Source organism: Nocardia sp. Tas62D01 (assembly GCF_055232035.1).
The window spans coordinates 1776422-1793863 of sequence record NZ_JBUYUZ010000001.1; the positions used below are offsets into that span (position 1 = coordinate 1776422).

Genomic DNA, 17442 nt, shown 5'->3' on the forward strand with positions numbered 1-17442 from the left:
GGTGCAACCAGGTGCAGACCCCACTCGCTCACGGCACTCATCGCCGTCGCGGATGTCGTTGTGGCGGAGCGACCACCGCGAGGATGAAACAGGACATGTCGGACGAGAGGACGCCCTTGGTGACCCCGTACCCGATCAGTGCTATCAGCAGCGGGTACAGCAGAGTTCACCGGCTCACTGTTTAGGATCGTCAACACTCTATTCATCGCATTCTCCCTTCAGCTATGCGGGTCGGGCAGCGGCTTGTCGATGCCGTCGGCGGTCACCATGGCCAGCGTCTGGTTCAGCGTCCAGTAGACGCGGCCGTTCTCGAAATCCTGGTATGCGCCTGTGTCCCAGGCGATTTCGTCGGACACCGGCCAGCCGAGCGGACCGTTCTCGAAGCCGCCGCGGTTCCAGCGGTCGCGGATCGCGCCGTGCACCCAGTACGTCTCCCTGCCTTCGCGCCGGTACAGAGCACCACCCTGGAAGCCCTGCACTTCACCCCACGGCTGGCCGTCGGGTCCGTTCAGTACGGTGCGGTCGGTAGTCGGATACCCGAGAGGTCCTGTCTCCCAACGCAATTCCTCGTACTTTGCCCATAGCGTGTCCGGAATCGGGTGCGCGCCGGTGGAGGGATGCCAGTAGATGTAGCCGTGCTCGAACTGGGCAAATCGGCCCGCTGTGTCGGGAGTCGTATTCTCGCCCTCAGTGATTCGCTTGCCGATCCACGAATTCGCGGCGTAGGCATCGTTGATCGCGTCCGGCATCGGTCCGGAAGCTGCACCGGAGGCGTATTCCCGCACGTGGCCGGTGAACCGATCCCAGGGGAAGTTGTAGCCGACGTCGATGTGGGTGCCGATGCCGAGGCATTCGGTCACATACTTGTGGTCGCTGAGGCCCTCGCCCCGCTGGTAGGGCGGCGCGATCACATCAGTGGAGAACCCGTACTTCTTCGCGTCCTGCACGCCCAGCCAGGCGGCGATCCGGATGTCTCCGTCGATCTGCGCCCAATCGTCCGGCCCCCAGCCAGCACGGCTTCCGGCGAAGCACAGGTTGATCGTGTACGGATTCGCGTCCAACACCGACCAACTCGCAAGATCGGTATCCACAACGTCGCATACGATGCCGTCGCGCACCGTGTAGTGGTAGCTGGCTTCGTGGCTGGGATCGTTGAGGTAGTTCGCCAGGCTCTCGGCGGTGCCGTCGCCCTCCTGCGTGTGCAACAAGAAGTTGGTGATCCGGGCACCGTGGCGCGAAGATGCCGAGTTCCCCATGCGGTCGAGTTCCGTGTACCCCGGTGGCACCACCTTGCTTTCTGCCGATGAATCAGGCTGCGACGCAGCGGCCTTGGACCACTGGCCGTAGTCGTCCTCGAGGGTTACGTTCACATCCACCCCGATGCCATCCACCTGGCCGGAGTCGATGCTGACCTGGTGAATGTGCGCGGCCGGGTGATCGCCATTGATGGCGGGGTCGCCGGACCAGTTGTGCTGCCAGAACCAGGTAGCGACGCCATCCTCCAGTGCCCAGTCGATGCAGCGGGCATTGGCGTACATGCCGGTCCATTGGAGACCGACCACTGCGGCCCAGCCGCGTAGGAACGGCGCGATCTGCGAATTCCATTCGTCGAGAGTCGGATTCGAGTCGACCGACGAATACAGCGGTCGGTATCCAGGTCCACCCGCGGCGAAATGATTGGCGAGGGCGATCTTGGCGTGGTAAACGCCTGCGTCGTAGCCGCCCGTCCAGTCCGCTGTGTCATCCTTGCCGTACTGGTAATTGGTGACGATCTCCAGCCCGAGCGCGCGCAACCGGTCGCAATAGTCGCGCGGCAGCGGTTTGGCGCCGAAGTTGGCGCCGGGTCGTGATGCGCTGAAATAGCCGATGACACCGGCATACCCGGCGTCCTTGATCGCTTGCGCGTCGATCAGTGCGGCCGAGAAATCGATCAGCTCGACCATAATTCATCTCCTAGTCAGTCGGATTCCGGGACGGCGCGACCGTCTAGAAGCAGGTCGGCGTTAATTGATTCGCCTTGTGCCGGAACCATTCCCAGGTGTCGACATACTTCATCGCGCCGGAAGAATCCGACTCCTTTTGAGGCCCGGCTCTTTCCATTAACACCCTGGACCGGTTGCTGGGCAATGCCTCTGCCAATCCGTTTTCGTCCGTTTTCGGATTTATTCCCAGGTACCTGAATCGACCAGGGTGGGAGATGATCTACTCGATGATCGCGTGCCCGGAACCTCTGCCTGAATCCACTGGTGTTTTTGCGGTAACGGGTTGATCGGGTGTTGCTTGTTTTGGGGCGTGCGGGGTCTGCTGGCTTCGAATCCAGCCCGTCTACTGTTGGTTTCGGGGTTGGGGGAGGTGTGGTTGGCGCTGGCGAAGCATGAGTGGTGTGAAAGCTGTTGCGCCAGGCGGTTTCCCATGGCCATGCCTGTGGTAGGTGCCAGGTGATGTTGCCACGACCTGCGGCGATACGGGCGGTGACTGCGATGAGCTGGGCGCGGATGGTGGCGCCGCGGGCGAGGGCGTGCTTGGGCGAGGCGAGGCAGCCCAGGGCGCGGGTGAGCAGATGCGCCGTGCAAGCCAGTTGCAGCCGGGCGGCGTTGGCGTTGAACTTCCCCCGACGGCCGGTGCACGAGTGGGCCGTCGATGAGGTCGGCGAAGTGTTGTTCGATGATCGCGTCTGCCGGTGCTGCGAATCGGCCTGGCCCAGGCCGAAGGGGCTGTCGGTGAAGATGGTGTGGTAGCGCCGGCCGGGGAACAACCCGCCCTGACCGTCGTCGGGGCTGTGGTGGCGGCGGACTCGGCGCGATCAGCCGTGCCGTGCCGTGGTGCCGTGGGCGGTTTTGGAAGCCAACGCAACCGGTTCGGCGATCTCGGCGTCGGAGATCCAGCCCTTTCCAACCCACATGATCGGCTCAGCAACTCCGATCATCCCAGTTCAAAGAGCACTTCCTTCGTTACGACACCCTGCCGCACCGCAATTGAACCAGTGGATTCAGGCTCAGTGGGCCTTCTCGGCGTCGACCAGAGGCAGGGGCGAGTTGGTGAACACTGAACGCCCCGCTGGGCGGTCACCGTGGTCATCGGCGACTGACATCAGGCACCTCCCCACCGACAGTGATACCTCACCGACGAAAACCCGCAGCGGGACAGGCACTCAGGTTCCGAGTCGTCGCAACACCTCAGTTCAGTGGACAGTGCGATGGGCTTCAAGATCCAGGCGGATCGGAAACCTCAGGAGCGTAGGAGGTTGCGGGCCGGGCGGGCGGAGTATCTATGTCTTCGACACTCGGCAAGAATCCGAAAACGGACGAAAACGGATCGGCAGAGGCATTGCCCAGCAACCGGTCCAGGGTGTTAATGGAAAGAGCCGGGCCTCAAAGGAGTCGGGCACCCCAGGGTGCAGAGGAATAATCATCACAGCAACAAGGAGGCAGCACCATGCCTACCATCACTTCCCTCTCCCCGATCTCAGGTCCCACCACGGGGGGTACCAGTGTCACGGTGACCGGCATCGGGTTCACCGTTCCCACCACCGCACGGTTCGGTACCACCGCAACCACCTTCACTCTCGACTCTGCTACTCAGATCATGGCGATCGCCCCTGACGAGACGGGAACTGTGCAGGTCACCGTCATCACCTCGGGAGGAACCAGTAACGGCATCGCCTATACCTTTATCTGACGGCTGATGGGCTGGGCCGTCGGCGGGCTATTGCTGACGGCCCAGTCTCGCTGCGGTTGAGCGAATTGCAACAGAGTCTCCGCCGCCGCAGACGGAGGCTGCAGGGGTAAGGGGGTTTCGTTGGCGACCGTACTGAAGATGCTGCTGGCGGAGCGGCATCTCAAAAGCTATCCGTATTTCCTGGCCGTGTACGACAGCTGCGCCGCACAGCTCGACCCGCCGATTCCCCCAGGTCATGGGCCGGCGAAGGCGCAGTACTACCAGTGGCTGTCGGGCCGCATGATTGGGCTTCCCCGCGACTATCACCGCCGAGTGCTCGAGAAGATGTTTCCGGGCTGGACGGTCGAAGGATTGTTTCAGATGGCCGACTCGACACCAACCGAAACTCGATCGCACGAGGTAGGCCCTGCAGGCACCGACGTCCAACTCGAGGCGTTCCTCGGGGCTGAGATGACCACCAACGGAACGACTCTGGTCTACCCGACGTTCGAGCCGACGGGGCCGTACATGGATGCACTCCAGGCGGCGGAGATTCCCCGACAGCACATATTCGGGAAGGAGGCCGGTGCACTCCCTGCTCATCGTCGCATCGACGTTCCGGTCGCGTTGCCGGAGAACGATGTTCGCGGACTGCTGTACGTATTCTCCCTTCTCCAACGCCACACCAGCATTCCGACCGACGTCCAGAGCGACCGCGACATCGTTGCGCACTGCGACTGCCCGTACATCAGCTTCGGACTCACCAGCAACGACTGCACACGTATGTATCTCGAAAGCGCCGAGCGACCGCTGTTCACCATCCGCGACAGCGCCGCTGATAACGGCCGCTATCTGGAGCTGACCGACGGAAGCCGCTATGGCTCGAGCGACGACCGCGACATCGGCATCATCGCGCGGGTGCGACCGAGTCCATATCTGCACCCCGGCCGATACTGGATATATTGCGCGGGTTTGGGCCCGCGCGGCACCACCGGACCGAGTTGGTATCTCGCCAACTATTGGAGCGTCCTGCAGCGGCGTGCCAGCGATCGCGAGTTCGTCGCGGTCATCGGCGTACGCAAATACTCCGACACGACGGCCAGCTTGGAGCATCTACTGATCGAATCGACTGATTAGTCAGCATTTCGGCGACTGTGATTCTGCCCAGCCCGCGTGGGCTTTTGGATCGGTGCCGGCGAGGAAGGCGTGCGCGAGCATGTCCAGGTCGCGGATCGATTGCATCCCAGGCTGACTCACCGTCACGCCTGGGTCGCCCATATCGGGCAGCTGCCGGTGATCGGTGGGACAGTCATCCGGCTCGTCGGAGCGGGTTGCCATGGGCGGCAACGGGATCAGTGAGGCGCTCGAGGAATTGATCGCCATCGTGCCCACCGAAGGACCGGGCGCCACACTCGCCATCGACCGGCTCGACCCCTTGTTGACGAAGCTGTCGCCGAATTGTTGCTAGAAGCGATTCTGATGTTCCGGATCCGATCCCGGCCCCGCGGAGCAGCGTCCGCCAACTGACGGGGGGTGCGGCATCGGCAGGCGCTCGCCGAACTCGCCGAACTCGCCGAACTCACCTAACTCGCCGACGCGCCTACCGGTGTTGCTGGCGCTCAGGAGCGTAATGTGGCGAAAAACTTACTGCTCACGCACTGTTTATTGGTTGCTGGTGGTGCCGAGGAAATCCTGTTGACTGTTGCCCGTGAGCGGGTTCTCGGATTACTGCGCGAGTCGTACATCCGTCCACACCTCGATCGGGAGCATTGAATTGGACTTCACCAGGGATGACAGCCAGAATGCTGTCGCTGAAGTTGTCGTAAGTTTGCTGGAACGTGATAGCGCCCGCGATATCGCGCTGTGGCCCCAGATCATCGGCAGCGGGTTGCTGTCGGTGGCCCTGCCGGAACGCTACGGCGGAGAGGGTCTGGGACTGCTCGAGGTCTCCGCCATGTTGACAGAGTTAGCCACCGACGCCGTCCAGGTGCCGGCGCTGGCGACGCTCGGCTTCGGGGTGCTGCCGCTGGTGCGAATCGCCCCGGAGGCCTTGGCAGAGAAGGTGTTTCCGGCCGTCGCCGAGGGTGCGGTGCTCACCGCGGCGCTCAACGAACCGGGTGCGCCGTTCGCCGTGAAGCCGGAGACCACCGCGGTCACCGATGGCGGCACAGTACGGATCAGCGGTCACAAGGTCGGCGTGCCATACGCGGACCTGGCCGGGTGGATTCTGGTGCCGACCGATTCCGGGCTCGCCGTCGTGGATGCGGAGGTGCCGGGTATCGGCCGCGTCAAGAGCCCGTCCTCGACCGGAGTGCCGGAATTCTCGCTGTATTTCAACGATGTGGTGATCCCGGCAGAGCAACTGTTGCCCGGCGGTATCCCGGAACTGCACCGGTTGGCGCTGGCATCGATCGGTTCGGTGGCCGATGGGCTGTTGAAGGGCGTGCTGACGCTGACCGCCGAACATGTGCGCACCCAGCATCAGTTCGGACGGCCCCTCGCGCAATTTCAGGCGGCGTCCCAGCTGATCGCCGACATCTACGTCATCTCACGCACCCTGCACGCGATCACGCTGTCGGCGAATTGGGCGCTGGCGCAAGAGGACGACAGCCCCGAGCATCGCGAGCGCGTCGACGACGACCTCGAGGTGCTGGCCTACGAGGTCGCCTCGGCGCTGCCCACGGCCATGCAGAAGTGCCATCACCTGCACGGCGGCATCGGTGTGGACATGACCCATCCACTGCATCGCTACTACTCACAGGCCAAGGACATCGCCCGCTGGCTCGGTGGCGCGTCGTTCCGGCTGGGTCAATTGGGGGCCAGTTGCTAATCGACCTAACCGTCGAACAGCGCCGGCTACGCGATGAATTGCGTTCGTACTTCGCCGATCTCGTCACTCCTGACGAGGAAGCCGAGATGGCGGTGAACCGGTACGGCGACGCCTACCGCGCGGTGGTGCGGCGCATGGGCCGCGACGGCCGGCTCTGTGTGGGCTGGCCGAAGAAGTTCGGCGGGCAGGGCTTCGGGCCGGTCGAACAGCAGATCTTCTACAACGAGGCGGCCCGGGCCGATGTGCCGCTGCCGCTGGTGACGCTGATGACGGTCGGACCTACTCTGCAGCAGTTCGGCACCGAGGAGCAGAAGCAGAAGTTTCTGCCCGCGATTCTGTCCGGCGATGCGCATTTCGCCATCGGCAACTCCGAGCCGGAGGCCGGGACCGACCTGGCGGCGCTGCGGACCAGCGCGGTGCGCGACGCGAGCGGCGACTGGGTCGTCAATGGGCAGAAGATCTTCACCACCGGCGCGCACGAGGCCGACTACGTGTGGCTGGCCTGCCGCACCGGCACGGTCGAGTCCCTGCACCACGGCATCACGATCCTGATCGTGGACACCACGGATCCGGGCTACTCGTGGATGCCGATCATCACCTGCGACGGCGCCCATCACATCAACGCGGCGTATTTCGACAACGTCCGGGTGCCCGCGAACATGCTCGTCGGCGAGGAGAACGGCGGCTGGAAGCTGATCACCACCCAGCTCAACCACGAGCGGGTGAGCCTGGGCCCGTCCGGCAAGATCGAGCAGCTCTACGACCGGGTGCGCGAGTGGGCGCACCGGCGAGGAGCGTTGGGTGAGGCCGACGTGCGGCGATCGCTGGGCCGCATGCACGCCATGGTCCGGCTCAACGAGCTGCTCAACTGGCAGGTCGCCGCGATCTCGGAAAATGAGGCCAGCGATCCCGCGGGCGTCATCGCGGATGCCGCGGCCACGAAGGTGTTCTCCACCGAGGCGCTGCAGGAGGCGGGCCTGCTCGCGGAGGAGATCGTCGGCTGCTACGGCGATCCCGCCGAGCCCGAGACCGCCGACTTGCTGGTCTGGCTGGATCGGCGCACCAAGCAGAACCTGGTGGTGACCTACGGCGGCGGCGGTGTCAACGAGATCATGCGCGAACTGATCGCTACCGCCGGGCTGAAGCTGCCGCGCGCACCGAGACAGACATCTCACGAAGTTAGGAGTCAAGCCGCGAGCGCTGAAGGAGGTCGGAACGCCTGATGTTCGTCATAGGCGGCGCCGAGTGCGGTAAGCCGTTCGCGCCGGCTACAGCCGAGCCCATCGGGCGAATGTGTTCTCCGGTCTCACCGTTATCAGGTCGCACACCTGCACCAACTCGTCCGGCAACGCACCGTCGAAGTGTTGCAAACTCGGCGCTATGACCGCATCGACGTCCAGGTTTCGGACGACACTCAACAGTCTGCCCACCGGATGGTGCGTACTGGCAGTGAAGGTCACGGTCTTGGATAACTCGTAGCCGAGCCGTTTCGCCAAACTTCGTATCTGAGTTTCGTCCCACACCTGGGCCACTCCGGACACGTCTTTGCGGAGGTATCCCAGCGCCGGGGGTTTCGCCTTCATTCCTACTTCCGTCTGTGTGGTCGCTGGATCGGCGCGGGCATCTCCATGCTCACGGCTGCCAGCTCTTGGGGCGGTGTCGCATGGACTTGTCGAGTCAGGTTCAGCATTGACATCGTACGCTGTCGACAGCGGCTGATGTCATGATTTGACCTTGCGGTAACGACCCCCAGCACTCGCACAGCCGTGACCATCCTCGACCGGGACAGCTTGGCGGACTTGACGATGCGCGGGGGTGCGGGGAGACACGTGCCGAATCTCCCCGCCGCCCAGCCTCGTTGCACGGAACTCCAGCGAGATGCCTTGGAACGCAATGAAGCCCGGCACAGTTGGTGGAGAACACGGGCCGGGCTGTGGACGGCGATCTGGCCCGCACCCGCCGGCTCGGCTCGGCCCGCCTCGAACAATTGGTCCGCCAGATTCGGAGCGGGCCGAGTTGGAGCGGTTGCGTGCGGAGAACGCGGAGTTGAAGATGCAGGCGTTCGCAAAAAAAGTTGCGACCTGGTTCGCGAAAGACCAGCCGGACGTGTTCAATCCGACCAAGCCTTCGCAGCCGCTGGTCTCGGCCGTGACGTCGCCTTCGAAGTGACCACCGCAGACTCCATGATGGCTCGACTGGTCGGACAGGGTCTCGGCATCGCCATGCTCGCCGCCTACGTGCCTCAGCCCACCGGCGTGACCACCTCGAGGTCACCGACGCACCGGCCCGCGTCGAGTACGTCATCTGGAGCCGCGTCGGCCGCACACCCGCAGCGACCGCCTTCCCCACCATTCTCGACATCACGGCACAAGATCAACAAGCGCTGGGGCTCAGCCTTGGAGCCGGCCGACTTTTGACCGAGACGATCTTGGCGCTGAATTCGATTCGGGGGCGTGGGAATCCAGCAGGCGTGTGCCTAGTCGGCACAACAATCGGCATAGCGGACGTTTCAGCTGATGCGGTAGTCCGGTCTTTTCTAGATTCTGAGATTTCGGGCTGGCCTCGTATAGGCCCGGACTCGGAGCGCGGTCCACGTCCAGGGACGAGGCACATGCTCTCGCAGGCATTCGATCCTATGCTTCGCGTGTTGGGTGGCGGCGCGGTCGCCCTCCGATTGTGCCACTGCAAACCCGACCCATCACAACTCTTGGATATCGGCTAGCAGTCGGAAAAGGGGCCAGGAGGTGACGTCGTAGCTATTCAGCTGTCCCCCTTGGGGTTTGATGGCGTGTCGGTTGGATTGTGATGGCCTGTCGGGCATAGTGGCGGGGTGTCTGGAGCGTCGTCGGTTGAGCAGCTCGTTGAGCGGGTGGCCGAGTTGACGGCGCAGGTGAGGGTGGTGCTGGCCGAGAACGCGGAGTTGCGGGCCGCGAATGCGGAGTTGCGGGCCGCGAATGTGGAGTTGGGTTCGGAGAACACAGAGTTGAAGGCGCTGGTGGGGTCGCAGTCCGAACAGGCTGCGGCGCAGGCGGATCGGATCGCAGTGCTGGAGCGGCGGTTGGCTGCGGATTCGTCGAACTCGGGGTGGTCGTCGGGGTCGGACTCGCCCTATGACAAGAAACCGGCCAAGAAGCGGTCGTCGCGGACCCGGTCGGGGCGGTCGGCGGGTAAGCAGAAAGGCTCGGCAGGCACGTCGCGGCCACTGCACGATGACCCGAACCACACGATCCGGTTGGAACCGCCCCGCTGCCAGGGGTGTTCGTGTTCGCTCGACGGTGCCGCCGAGGTCGCCTGCGAACGCCGCCAGGTCGTGGACACGGCACCGGCGGCGGCGCCGGTGATCACCGAGTATCGGCGTATCGCCCGCGAATGCGGGTGCGGGACAGTGACTGCCGGTGACTGGGCCGATGCGGCACCCGAGCATGTCGCGGTGATCGCGGCGGCGGGGTCGCCGGTGCGGATCGGGCCGGTGGCTCTGGCCCGGGCGGCGTTGCTGACCTGCGGGCATTACCTACCGATCGGGCGGAGCCGGGATCTGTTCGTCGCACTGTGCGGCCTCGATATTTCGACCGGCTGGCTGGCAGGGGTGCGTGGCCGCGCCGCGCGGCTGCTGGAACGACAGTTCTCCGTCCACATGCGAACTCTGCTGGCCACCGCGCCGGTGTTGCATGCCGACGAAACCACCGGCCGCGCCGCCGCGGAGTTGAAGTACGTGCACGTCGCCTGCACCGACTATCTGACGTTGATGCACGTCGGTGGCCGCTCCGCCGACGATATTGATGCCGGTGGTGTGCTCGGCGAGTTCACCGGGGTACTGGTCCGCGACGGCTACGCCGGGTACGCGCACCTCAAAGCGGCCCACGCGTGGTGCGGTGCGCACCTGCTGCGCGACTTGCGGTCGATCCACGATGCCGATCCAGCCGGGCAGGTATGGGCGAAAGCGATGATCGACTGCCTGCTCGACGCCCACACCGCCGCTGGCCGGGCCCGCGCCGCTGAGGCATCGGCTCTCGACGCCGACACCCTCACCGGGATCCGCCGCGCCTACGCCGGTGCGATCGGGCTGGGCCGCGACGACAACCGTGACCGGAAAACTACCTTGGCCGCCGACGCCCGCAAGCTGGTGGCCCGGTTCACCCGCTACGAAGACATGATCTTGCGGTTCGCGACCGACCTGACCGTCCCGTTTTCGAACAACGAAGCCGAAAGAACGCTCCGACCAGTCAAAATACAGCAACGAACCAGTGGTGGAGCATGGCGAACCCTGCAGGGAATCACCGACTTCGCGATCGTCACTTCCTACCTCGACACCGCCCATAAATGGGGCCTCGACAAACTCGACGCCCTCACCCAACTGTTCACCACCGGTCCGTGGCTACCGCCTGCCCTCACACCCGCAGCCGCCCCATAACCACGCACGCATACCACACCGACCACCGAAAACCTCACCACCCCAGGTGAATAGCTACGTGACGTCGTGTCCGCCGTAAGCGGAGACGAAGGAACGGTATTCGTTCTCGGAGACGCGATCGAAGTCGGCGTAGTCGACTGTGAGTTGAATGAGGTCCCATTCGCGGGGGCCGAGCGAGACCTTGTCGAGGTCTAGCACTGTCGGGATGCCCGAGGCTGGCGAGGAGGAAGGCACGGCATTCGCCAGCCCTCGTCTTGGAACAGGTTTCCAACCGCGTCGCCGCCCTGGTCGCCGAGCTCAGCAATGACGCCCAGGTCGGGTTCCACGGTCATGAAAACCTCGACCTCGCCGTCGCGAACTCGGTCTACGCGATTCGAGCCGGTGCGGTCCACATCGACGGCAGCGCACGCCGTTTTGGCGCTGGCGCGGGCAACACCCTCGTCGAAGCGCTGGTCGGCGTATGCGACAAGCTCGGCATCAAGACCGGCATCGATTTCTTCGCCATCGCCGACGCCGCCGAAGACGTGGTCCGCCCCCTATGCCACAGGAGTGCCTGCTCGACCGCCAAGCCCTGATGATGGGCTACGCCGGGGTGTACTCCAGCTTTCTCGAGCACGCTGAACGTCAGGCAGAGCGTTACGGCGTCTCCGCCGCCGAAATGCTCGACCGCGCAGGCAAAACGCAAGCTCGTCGGCGGCCAAGAAGACCAACTCATCGACATCGCCCTCGAACTCCACCGCGAGAAGGCAACAGTCTCCACCTGATCGTGTCAGCTTGCTCAAAGCGGCCACCTCGCTACCGGCCGCCCCGCGTGTGGATCAGCGCCGAACGGGACGGCACGCACGTCACTCGATGTGTGCTAAACGGTCACGTGCCCGGCGCTCCCGCCGGACCCGCCGGGCATTCATGCCTTTTTCCAGGGCAAACGCTTTTACCGGAACTTTTTCCGATATTTGCCGTGCGTCTGCGCCAGATGTCCTGTAGCGTCGGGACCCGCTAACCCCCCAAGAAGAAGCGGTGGCAACGGTGTTCGGTATTGACGGCTGCCTCAAGCGCATTACGGACATTCCTGGCGCGCGTAGCGTGACGTTGGTGGACGGTGCGAGCGGTCTGGCGATCGCCGCAAACGGTCGGCACGACCTGGTGGACCAGCACGAGGACGCCGCAGCCACCACCGACGTAGTCCGCGCGGTGCTCGGCTGTCCGGCACTGGCGAGCGGTCGCGACGGCGACGACGTCACCGAGATCATCGTCTGCAGGCCCCGTGGATTCCACCTGCTGAATCTCGTAAACGGCGACTTCGACGGCCGGCTGTTCGTGCACAGTCTGTTCGATGACGACACGGGAAATCTGGCGATGGCGCGCCACCAGCTCTGGGGCATCCTCACCGAATTCGCAGACGAGGGTCATGGGTCATGAGCATTGAGCTCGCGGTCGCACTAGAGCGGCTGGGAGCTGAGGGATCCACCGGCGTACTGCACGCGGGCGATGGCGCGTTTCATCTCGCCGAAGGTACGATCGCATCCGCGGACTGCCGCCGCACAATCGGATTGGACCGGCTGGTCGTGGAGGCGGGTGTGGCGACCGCCGAGGACTGGCGGCGCGCCGACGCCGGAGATCCCGGCCAGGTGCTGGGACGTCCCCGGCTGGAAACCCTGGCGTTGTTGTCGGTGTTCGACGCCGCCTACTTCCTGCTGGCCTCGCCCGCAATTCCCGAGTTCCGGCCCGCGCCGCCCCACTGGCTCGCCCCGGTCTGTCACATCGCGCCTCGTGCGCTCATGCACGAGTGCGCGCGGCGCGGCGGTCCGGAGGCCGGGCCGTGGCCTGCGGAATTGGTCGATCGCATACCTGTCGTGCCCGTCCGTCGTGCCAGGCGACGGCGTGTGGTGCTCACCGGCGGCCAGGTCGAGGTGCTTGCCGCCGTCGACGCCCGGCGCAGCGTAGCGGAAATCGCCCGCGACCTCGGCCGCACCACCTACGGCTGTTTGGTGGCAGTGCGGGACCTGACCGCGGCGGGCCTGATCGAACCACCCGTCGGGGAGCCCGGCCCGATCGCGAATGCCGAGCCGGTGATCACTGAGCCTGCGGCGGTCACCGAGCCGACAGTGATCAACGAGCCTGCGGTGGTCGCCGAGCCTGCGGTGATCAACGAGCCGGGGCGGCTGGCCCGGCGCCGCGCGCGGTCGGCTGTGCCGGTTCTCGTCCCCGACCGTTGGGAACCGGTCGACTCAGACTTGCTCGTCCGGTTACGGGCGGCTTTGGAGGAGCTAGCGTGACCGCGCGGAAGAGACGGCTCGGCGAACTGATGGGAAGGTTGACCAAGGTGACGATGTCTGGACCCGAACCGAATGTGATCGTGCTGGCGGAGCTCACGGCACTGCGCGATCGCGTTCCGGGGCTGACCGGTGCGCTGGTCGCGACCAGCGATGGGCTGCTCGTCGCACACGATCTGCCCCAGGACATCGAGCCCAACGGAATGGCCGCGCTGTCCGCCGCGCAGCTGTCGCTGTCGCACCGGCTGGTCACTACCGCGCACGGCGGTGGTTTCCGTGAGGTCGTGGTGAACGGCACCAACGGAAACTATATATCTCTCATGGACAGCATGCGGAAGCCTTCGGACATGTTCGCCGCGGAACGAGGTGCGGCGGGGCGATCATGACAACGACTCCCCTGCCCCTGATCTTCGTGCCCATTCTGTCCAGCTGTGCTGCCGATCGACATCGACATGGTTCAGATCGGCTCCCCGGTATCCGAGTCCTGATCAGCGTGCCCGATCAGCCTGTCACGACCCAATTCCACTACAGCGCAAGTGCCCAGTAGGAGAACGATTTCGTCGAGATGGGCGGTGCAGAGTTCCAGCAGTGCGGCATTGGTGATGTTGCCCGTCGCCACAATGAGTACCGATCGCGGGGACCTGTGGAGGATGTGGCTGATCCAGAAGTCGCGGTCTTTGGTAATGACCACGCGTTCTTCGCGATCTGCGCGCATCGCGATCTGACGATCGGTAGTGCGATTTCCGAGCGGGAAGTCGCGGGTGTGCACAGCATCGTGACCAGCGGTCGCCAACAACGCGGCGAGCTGGCGAGGGAGCTGGGCGTCGACGACGAACTTCACGCGGCGTGGAAGGGGATGGTGGTGCGTTGCGCGGTCACCGCGGCAGCGTACTCGAGGGCTGCCAGGATGTCCTCATGTTCGAGGTCGGGATAGTCGCCCAGGATCTCATCGGCCTGCATCCCCGAGGCGAGCAGCTCCAGCAGCATTTCGACCGGGTACCGCAAACCCCGCACCACGGGCTTGCCGTGGCAGATTTCGGGGTCCGTGGTGATACGGCCGAGTAGCGACATGTCTCTACTGTATCCACTGACACTCGAGGTTGTGCGTACTGCCACTGGACGACCCGGCCTCCTCGAGGCGACCGCCTTGGCCCGCGCCCGCTGCTTCGAGCACCACATGAACCTGATGGCCACCTCGTCGGGCTATAGGAAGCGATTGCCGACGGTTACCGGACTTGCGGCTCACAGCACGACTATATCGAGCATGCTTTCGAGGCCGCGGAAGTCCTCACCGTTGCGGGTAAACAGCGGCAGCCCTCGGGAGGATGCAATTGCAGCGATGAGCAAGTCCATCCGGCGGGGCCGCGGGTCGCGCTTCGCGACCAGGGTGAGGGCGACCAGAGTGCCGTAGCGTGTCGCGGCGTCCTCATCGAACGGCAGTGGTTCGAAATCCACGATGGCAGCGCCGAGTTGCTCCGATCGTGCCGCACGTGTGGCGGTGTCCTTCGCCATCGCAACGCCTTGGTGCAACTCGGCTAGCGTGATCGCCGTGATCTCAGGTAACTGGGGTAGGGCCGCCGGATCGAGTGCATACAGGTCGATGTAGGTGCAGGTGTCGAGCACGCCCGATGCGCGTCGCTCGCTCACGAACGCGATCCCCAAGCATCGGCGTCCCCGACGCGATCGTCCGTTCCGAAGAATTCGTCGGCCTCTTGCCGCATTCGGGCGTAGTCGACGCGCGGAAGTTTGCGATGCCGTTCCACGAGTTCTTCGGCGGTACGGCGGCGCTGTCGGCCGACCGGTCGTACCTCGGCAACCTCGACCCCATTGCGGGTGACGCGAAACGTCTCCCCGGCCTCGACCGCATTCATGACCGCCGCTGAGTTATTGCGGAACTCCCGCTGCGTGATCACCTTCATAGGGCGATTGTAGCCTTTTGTAGCACAGTGGGCTACATCAGGCTACGTGGGCTGCTGACGTGGCGAAACCACCAACCAGCCTGGCTGTCCCTACAACCAGGTGTCCAGCGTCGTCGTGGTGAGGAAGTGTTCGAGGTCGGCGCGCCAAGGGGCGAGGGTGGTTTTTTCGGGCTCGATGGCGGTGTACTGACCGCGGTAGAACAGGAGGGGGCGGCCGGTGGTCGTCGTCTCGGGGAGGGCCTGCACGCGGCCGATCACGATGTAGTGGTCGCCGCCGTCGACGACCAGCTCATCGACATCGCGCTGGAACTCCAGCGGGAGAAGGCGACAGTCTCCGCCTGAGCGGCCGAATGACGCGGGCCGCGAACGGTACACCAACCGTTCGCGGCCCGTTCGTGTGTGCGATCGGAACGCCGCTGATGTCGCTCGCCCAGCGGCATGACAGTGCCTGGCGGCGGCCACCGGACGTTTTTCCAGTGTTGCAACCCTTGGGTGCCGTCACCGAGTTATCCGGTCTCGTCGGTGACTGCTGCGCGAAGCTGCCGCCACCATCACCGTCGCCAGAAAAAGTGATGCACCACCCCACTCGGGCTCGGGATCAGCTCCAAATGAAAACGGTCGACCAGTTCGTCGGGACTCACCCACAACCTTTCGCCGCGGCCGAGTTCGACTGGTGCAACGGCAATATGCATCGTGTCGATGAGAGGCAACACCCACTTTCGCGAACTGCTCGCCGCGGCCATCGAGGGCATCGCGTCGAACATCCTGGCCGGCCGCCTCGCGAAACTCGTCGACGCGGGCCTGCTCACCCGCGACGACGACCCGAGCCACCGCCAGAAGGTCGAATACCGTCTCACCGAGGCGGCGATCCCGCTCATCCCGGTGATGGCCCAGCTGGGCGCGTGGGGTGCATGCTGGTTGGACACGGCACCGGAACTGACGGTGCGCGCCGAACTACTGGCCGCCGGCGGTCCCCCGCTGTGGGAACGATTCATGGCCGAGCTCCGCGCCACTCACCTGGCCGAATCGTCGATACCTGCAGCTGGAGTGCTTGCGGAACTGACCACCGCCTATCACGAAGCAGCTGCCGAGCGCGGGCACGAAACAACGGGATAGACCGCGTGACCCAGCTCCGAACACACTGAAATCCGTGGTAGATATTTGGCGGCCCCACGTGCTGGACATGCGCAGAACACTGGAGCCCCCGGGGCAGGTGAGGGAAATATCCAGGGGCTCCTCGCTTTTGGGTGATCAGTGTGTCGCTGCTCAGCGGATGGTGCCGGCGCCGGGGATCAGCGGAAGATCGAGTGGGGTGACCCATCCGGGAGGCAGGTCGTTGACCGCGGGCACGGCGTTGAGTGCCCGGAGGCCGGTAGCCAGGCATCCCGCGACTGCCGGGGTGCGGCCGGAGCCGTCGGTGAACCGGAACGAGGTTTCCTGCGAGATCGATGGCGAGCCGACAATATCCACGCGGTAGACGTCGTCGCGGGTACCCGAAGGCCATTCGGGTGCGGCGTCGAGTCCGATCCGGTTGACATGCTCGAGGGTGATCACCTCGCGGTCGCGGTAGATGCCGTTGATGGTGAAGCGGATCGCGGCGACGTTGCCTGCCTTGATGATTCCTTTTGCTGTCGACCGGTCCTGCGGTGTGACCCATTTGTCCCAGGTGGTGGTGATCTGGTCGAGTTCGATACCGACGGCGGTGGCAATCATCGGGACGGTGGCGCCCCAGGCCATGATGAGCAGGTCGGGCATCTCCAGCATGGCCTGGAATTCGGGGGGATGTCCGATGCCCATTTCGAATTCGTAGTCGCCTTCGTAGTCGGTGTAGTCGAGCAGCTCCGAGGCGCGCACCGACTCGACTTCGCCGCAGAGACCCATCAGGGTCATCGGAAACAGGTCGTTGGCGAATCCGGGGTCGATGCCGGTGGTGAAGCAGGATGCTTTTCCTTCTGCGCAGGCGCTGGTGATCGGGTCACGCCACACGCTGGGGGTTTGCACCATGTTCGGCCACACCCAGGGGGTCATGGCTGTCGAGCAGACGTCGACGCCGGCGCGCAGGAAGGCGCTGATGACGCGGATGTTCTCATCGGCGAACTGCGCGGTCGGGCCGTAGTGCACCACGGCGTCCGGTCGCAGGGCGATCAACTCGTCGACGGAATCGGTGGCCAGCACCCCGGTTTCGGTGGCTCCGCACAGCTGGCCGGCATCTCGGCCGACCTTCTCCGGGTTGCTCACCCCGACACCGACCAGCTCGAACCGGGGATGTCGGATGATCTCGGCGAGGACCATTGATCCGACGACTCCGGTTCCCCACAGGACGATTCGTTTCTTCTCGTATGACACCGGTAA

Annotated in this window: 19 protein-coding genes and 3 pseudogenes; 11 read left to right on the forward strand and 11 right to left on the reverse strand. The window is 64.5% G+C overall.

From position 1 onward, the window contains the following. Positions 1-218 precede the first annotated feature (218 nt). Together ACV7NQ_RS08585 and ACV7NQ_RS08590 are read right to left on the reverse strand one after the other, a co-directional pair. Complete coding sequence (locus ACV7NQ_RS08585) at positions 219-1943, reverse strand: glycoside hydrolase domain-containing protein (protein ID WP_463359131.1); 1725 nt, start codon at positions 1941-1943, stop codon at positions 219-221. Positions 1944-2803: 860 nt separating this feature from the next. Next, on the reverse strand, positions 2804-2926 hold the full coding sequence (locus ACV7NQ_RS08590; protein WP_463359132.1) for a hypothetical protein: 123 nt from the start codon (positions 2924-2926) through the stop codon (positions 2804-2806). A 509-nt stretch (positions 2927-3435) separates the two neighbouring features. Here ACV7NQ_RS08590 and ACV7NQ_RS08595 point away from each other — a divergent pair. Both ACV7NQ_RS08595 and ACV7NQ_RS08600 read left to right on the forward strand, forming a co-directional pair. Further along, the gene (locus ACV7NQ_RS08595) at positions 3436-3678 is read left to right on the forward strand and encodes an IPT/TIG domain-containing protein (RefSeq protein ID WP_463359133.1); all 243 of its coding nucleotides are present in this window, start codon (positions 3436-3438) and stop codon (positions 3676-3678) included. 120 nt (positions 3679-3798) lie between these two features. Then, on the forward strand, positions 3799-4794 hold the full coding sequence (locus ACV7NQ_RS08600; protein ID WP_463359134.1) for a hypothetical protein: 996 nt from the start codon (positions 3799-3801) through the stop codon (positions 4792-4794). Here the strand turns inward: ACV7NQ_RS08600 and ACV7NQ_RS08605 are convergent, their stop codons facing one another. Continuing rightward, positions 4795-5040: a hypothetical protein gene (locus tag ACV7NQ_RS08605; RefSeq protein WP_463366100.1), complete on the reverse strand. Its 246-nt coding sequence runs from the start codon at positions 5038-5040 to the stop codon at positions 4795-4797. It abuts the gene before it with no gap. 391 nt (positions 5041-5431) lie between these two features. Between ACV7NQ_RS08605 and ACV7NQ_RS08610 the strand changes: the two genes are divergently transcribed. Further along, positions 5432-6487 carry an acyl-CoA dehydrogenase family protein gene (locus ACV7NQ_RS08610; protein WP_463359135.1) on the forward strand — a complete coding sequence of 352 codons (1056 nt, stop codon included), beginning with the start codon at positions 5432-5434 and terminating at the stop codon, positions 6485-6487. Continuing rightward, positions 6481-7650, forward strand: a pseudogene (locus tag ACV7NQ_RS08615) (acyl-CoA dehydrogenase family protein); the annotation flags it as partial. The gene ACV7NQ_RS08610 and the pseudogene ACV7NQ_RS08615, both read left to right, overlap by 7 nt. Before the next feature lie 105 nt (positions 7651-7755). On the opposite strand, the gene ACV7NQ_RS08620 reads toward ACV7NQ_RS08615, so the two are convergent. Next, a complete protein-coding gene (locus tag ACV7NQ_RS08620; RefSeq protein ID WP_463359136.1) occupies positions 7756-8070 on the reverse strand; it encodes a hypothetical protein in 315 nt (104 codons plus the stop codon). A 433-nt stretch (positions 8071-8503) separates the two neighbouring features. Here ACV7NQ_RS08620 and ACV7NQ_RS08625 point away from each other — a divergent pair, with 433 nt between their 5' ends. Both ACV7NQ_RS08625 and tnpC read left to right on the forward strand, forming a co-directional pair. Then, complete coding sequence (locus ACV7NQ_RS08625; RefSeq protein ID WP_463359137.1) at positions 8504-8656, forward strand: hypothetical protein; 153 nt, start codon at positions 8504-8506, stop codon at positions 8654-8656. Positions 8657-9407: 751 nt separating this feature from the next. Further along, complete coding sequence (gene tnpC, locus ACV7NQ_RS08630) at positions 9408-10898, forward strand: IS66 family transposase (RefSeq protein ID WP_463365536.1); 1491 nt, start codon at positions 9408-9410, stop codon at positions 10896-10898. Between the two features lie 54 nt (positions 10899-10952). On the opposite strand, the gene ACV7NQ_RS08635 is transcribed toward tnpC, so the two are convergent. After that, a complete protein-coding gene (locus tag ACV7NQ_RS08635; RefSeq protein ID WP_463359138.1) occupies positions 10953-11132 on the reverse strand; it encodes a hypothetical protein in 180 nt (59 codons plus the stop codon). Positions 11133-11143: 11 nt separating this feature from the next. Here ACV7NQ_RS08635 and ACV7NQ_RS08640 point away from each other — a divergent pair. From ACV7NQ_RS08640 to ACV7NQ_RS08655, 4 genes and pseudogenes are all read left to right on the forward strand, one after another. Next, positions 11144-11662 (forward strand): annotated as a pseudogene (locus ACV7NQ_RS08640) (4-hydroxy-2-oxovalerate aldolase); the annotation flags it as partial. A gap of 253 nt (positions 11663-11915) precedes the next feature. After that, positions 11916-12317 carry a hypothetical protein gene (locus tag ACV7NQ_RS08645; protein WP_463359139.1) on the forward strand — a complete coding sequence of 134 codons (402 nt, stop codon included), beginning with the start codon at positions 11916-11918 and terminating at the stop codon, positions 12315-12317. Then, positions 12314-13174, forward strand: a complete 861-nt coding sequence (locus ACV7NQ_RS08650) for a hypothetical protein (protein WP_463359140.1) — start codon at positions 12314-12316, stop codon at positions 13172-13174. Before ACV7NQ_RS08645 ends, ACV7NQ_RS08650 begins: the two co-directional genes overlap by 4 nt. Next, on the forward strand, positions 13171-13557 hold the full coding sequence (locus ACV7NQ_RS08655) for a roadblock/LC7 domain-containing protein (RefSeq protein WP_463359141.1): 387 nt from the start codon (positions 13171-13173) through the stop codon (positions 13555-13557). The genes ACV7NQ_RS08650 and ACV7NQ_RS08655 overlap by 4 nt, the downstream gene beginning before the upstream one ends. A 71-nt stretch (positions 13558-13628) precedes the next feature. On the opposite strand, the gene ACV7NQ_RS08660 is transcribed toward ACV7NQ_RS08655, so the two are convergent. The 5 genes and pseudogenes from ACV7NQ_RS08660 to ACV7NQ_RS08680 form a co-directional block, all read right to left on the reverse strand. Next, positions 13629-14012, reverse strand: a complete 384-nt coding sequence (locus ACV7NQ_RS08660) for a DUF5615 family PIN-like protein (RefSeq protein ID WP_463359142.1) — start codon at positions 14010-14012, stop codon at positions 13629-13631. Continuing rightward, on the reverse strand, positions 14009-14242 hold the full coding sequence (locus ACV7NQ_RS08665) for a DUF433 domain-containing protein (RefSeq protein ID WP_463359143.1): 234 nt from the start codon (positions 14240-14242) through the stop codon (positions 14009-14011). The genes ACV7NQ_RS08660 and ACV7NQ_RS08665 overlap by 4 nt, the downstream gene beginning before the upstream one ends. 171 nt (positions 14243-14413) lie before the next feature. Beyond that, positions 14414-14818: a PIN domain-containing protein gene (locus ACV7NQ_RS08670; RefSeq protein ID WP_463359144.1), complete on the reverse strand. Its 405-nt coding sequence runs from the start codon at positions 14816-14818 to the stop codon at positions 14414-14416. Further along, positions 14815-15090 (reverse strand): type II toxin-antitoxin system Phd/YefM family antitoxin, encoded by a 276-nt coding sequence (locus ACV7NQ_RS08675; protein WP_463359145.1) that lies wholly within the window; start codon positions 15088-15090, stop codon positions 14815-14817. The genes ACV7NQ_RS08670 and ACV7NQ_RS08675 overlap by 4 nt, the downstream gene beginning before the upstream one ends. Positions 15091-15180: 90 nt before the next feature. Next, positions 15181-15381: pseudogene (locus ACV7NQ_RS08680) on the reverse strand (flavin reductase family protein); the annotation flags it as partial. A gap of 408 nt (positions 15382-15789) precedes the next feature. Between ACV7NQ_RS08680 and ACV7NQ_RS08685 the strand changes: the two are divergent. Next, on the forward strand, positions 15790-16206 hold the full coding sequence (locus ACV7NQ_RS08685) for a winged helix-turn-helix transcriptional regulator (protein WP_463359146.1): 417 nt from the start codon (positions 15790-15792) through the stop codon (positions 16204-16206). A 150-nt stretch (positions 16207-16356) separates the two neighbouring features. On the opposite strand, the gene ACV7NQ_RS08690 is transcribed toward ACV7NQ_RS08685, so the two are convergent. Further along, a complete protein-coding gene (locus tag ACV7NQ_RS08690) occupies positions 16357-17436 on the reverse strand; it encodes an NAD(P)H-dependent amine dehydrogenase family protein (protein WP_463359147.1) in 1080 nt (359 codons plus the stop codon). Positions 17437-17442: the final 6 nt, after the last annotated feature.

Bases quoted from the DNA above. Each gene is read 5' to 3' on its own strand.
- ACV7NQ_RS08585 (WP_463359131.1), bottom strand. From the start codon at position 1,943: ATGGTCGAGCTGATCGATTTCTCGGCCGCACTGATCGACGCGCAAGCG.
- ACV7NQ_RS08590 (WP_463359132.1), bottom strand. From the start codon at position 2,926: ATGATCGGAGTTGCTGAGCCGATCATGTGGGTTGGAAAGGGCTGGATC.
- ACV7NQ_RS08595 (WP_463359133.1), top strand. From the start codon at position 3,436: ATGCCTACCATCACTTCCCTCTCCCCGATCTCAGGTCCCACCACGGGG.
- ACV7NQ_RS08605 (WP_463366100.1), bottom strand. From the start codon at position 5,040: ATGGCGATCAATTCCTCGAGCGCCTCACTGATCCCGTTGCCGCCCATG.
- ACV7NQ_RS08620 (WP_463359136.1), bottom strand. From the start codon at position 8,070: ATGAAGGCGAAACCCCCGGCGCTGGGATACCTCCGCAAAGACGTGTCC.
- ACV7NQ_RS08650 (WP_463359140.1), top strand. From the start codon at position 12,314: ATGAGCATTGAGCTCGCGGTCGCACTAGAGCGGCTGGGAGCTGAGGGA.
- ACV7NQ_RS08665 (WP_463359143.1), bottom strand. From the start codon at position 14,242: ATGTCGCTACTCGGCCGTATCACCACGGACCCCGAAATCTGCCACGGC.
- ACV7NQ_RS08675 (WP_463359145.1), bottom strand. From the start codon at position 15,090: ATGAAGGTGATCACGCAGCGGGAGTTCCGCAATAACTCAGCGGCGGTC.
- ACV7NQ_RS08685 (WP_463359146.1), top strand. From the start codon at position 15,790: ATGAGAGGCAACACCCACTTTCGCGAACTGCTCGCCGCGGCCATCGAG.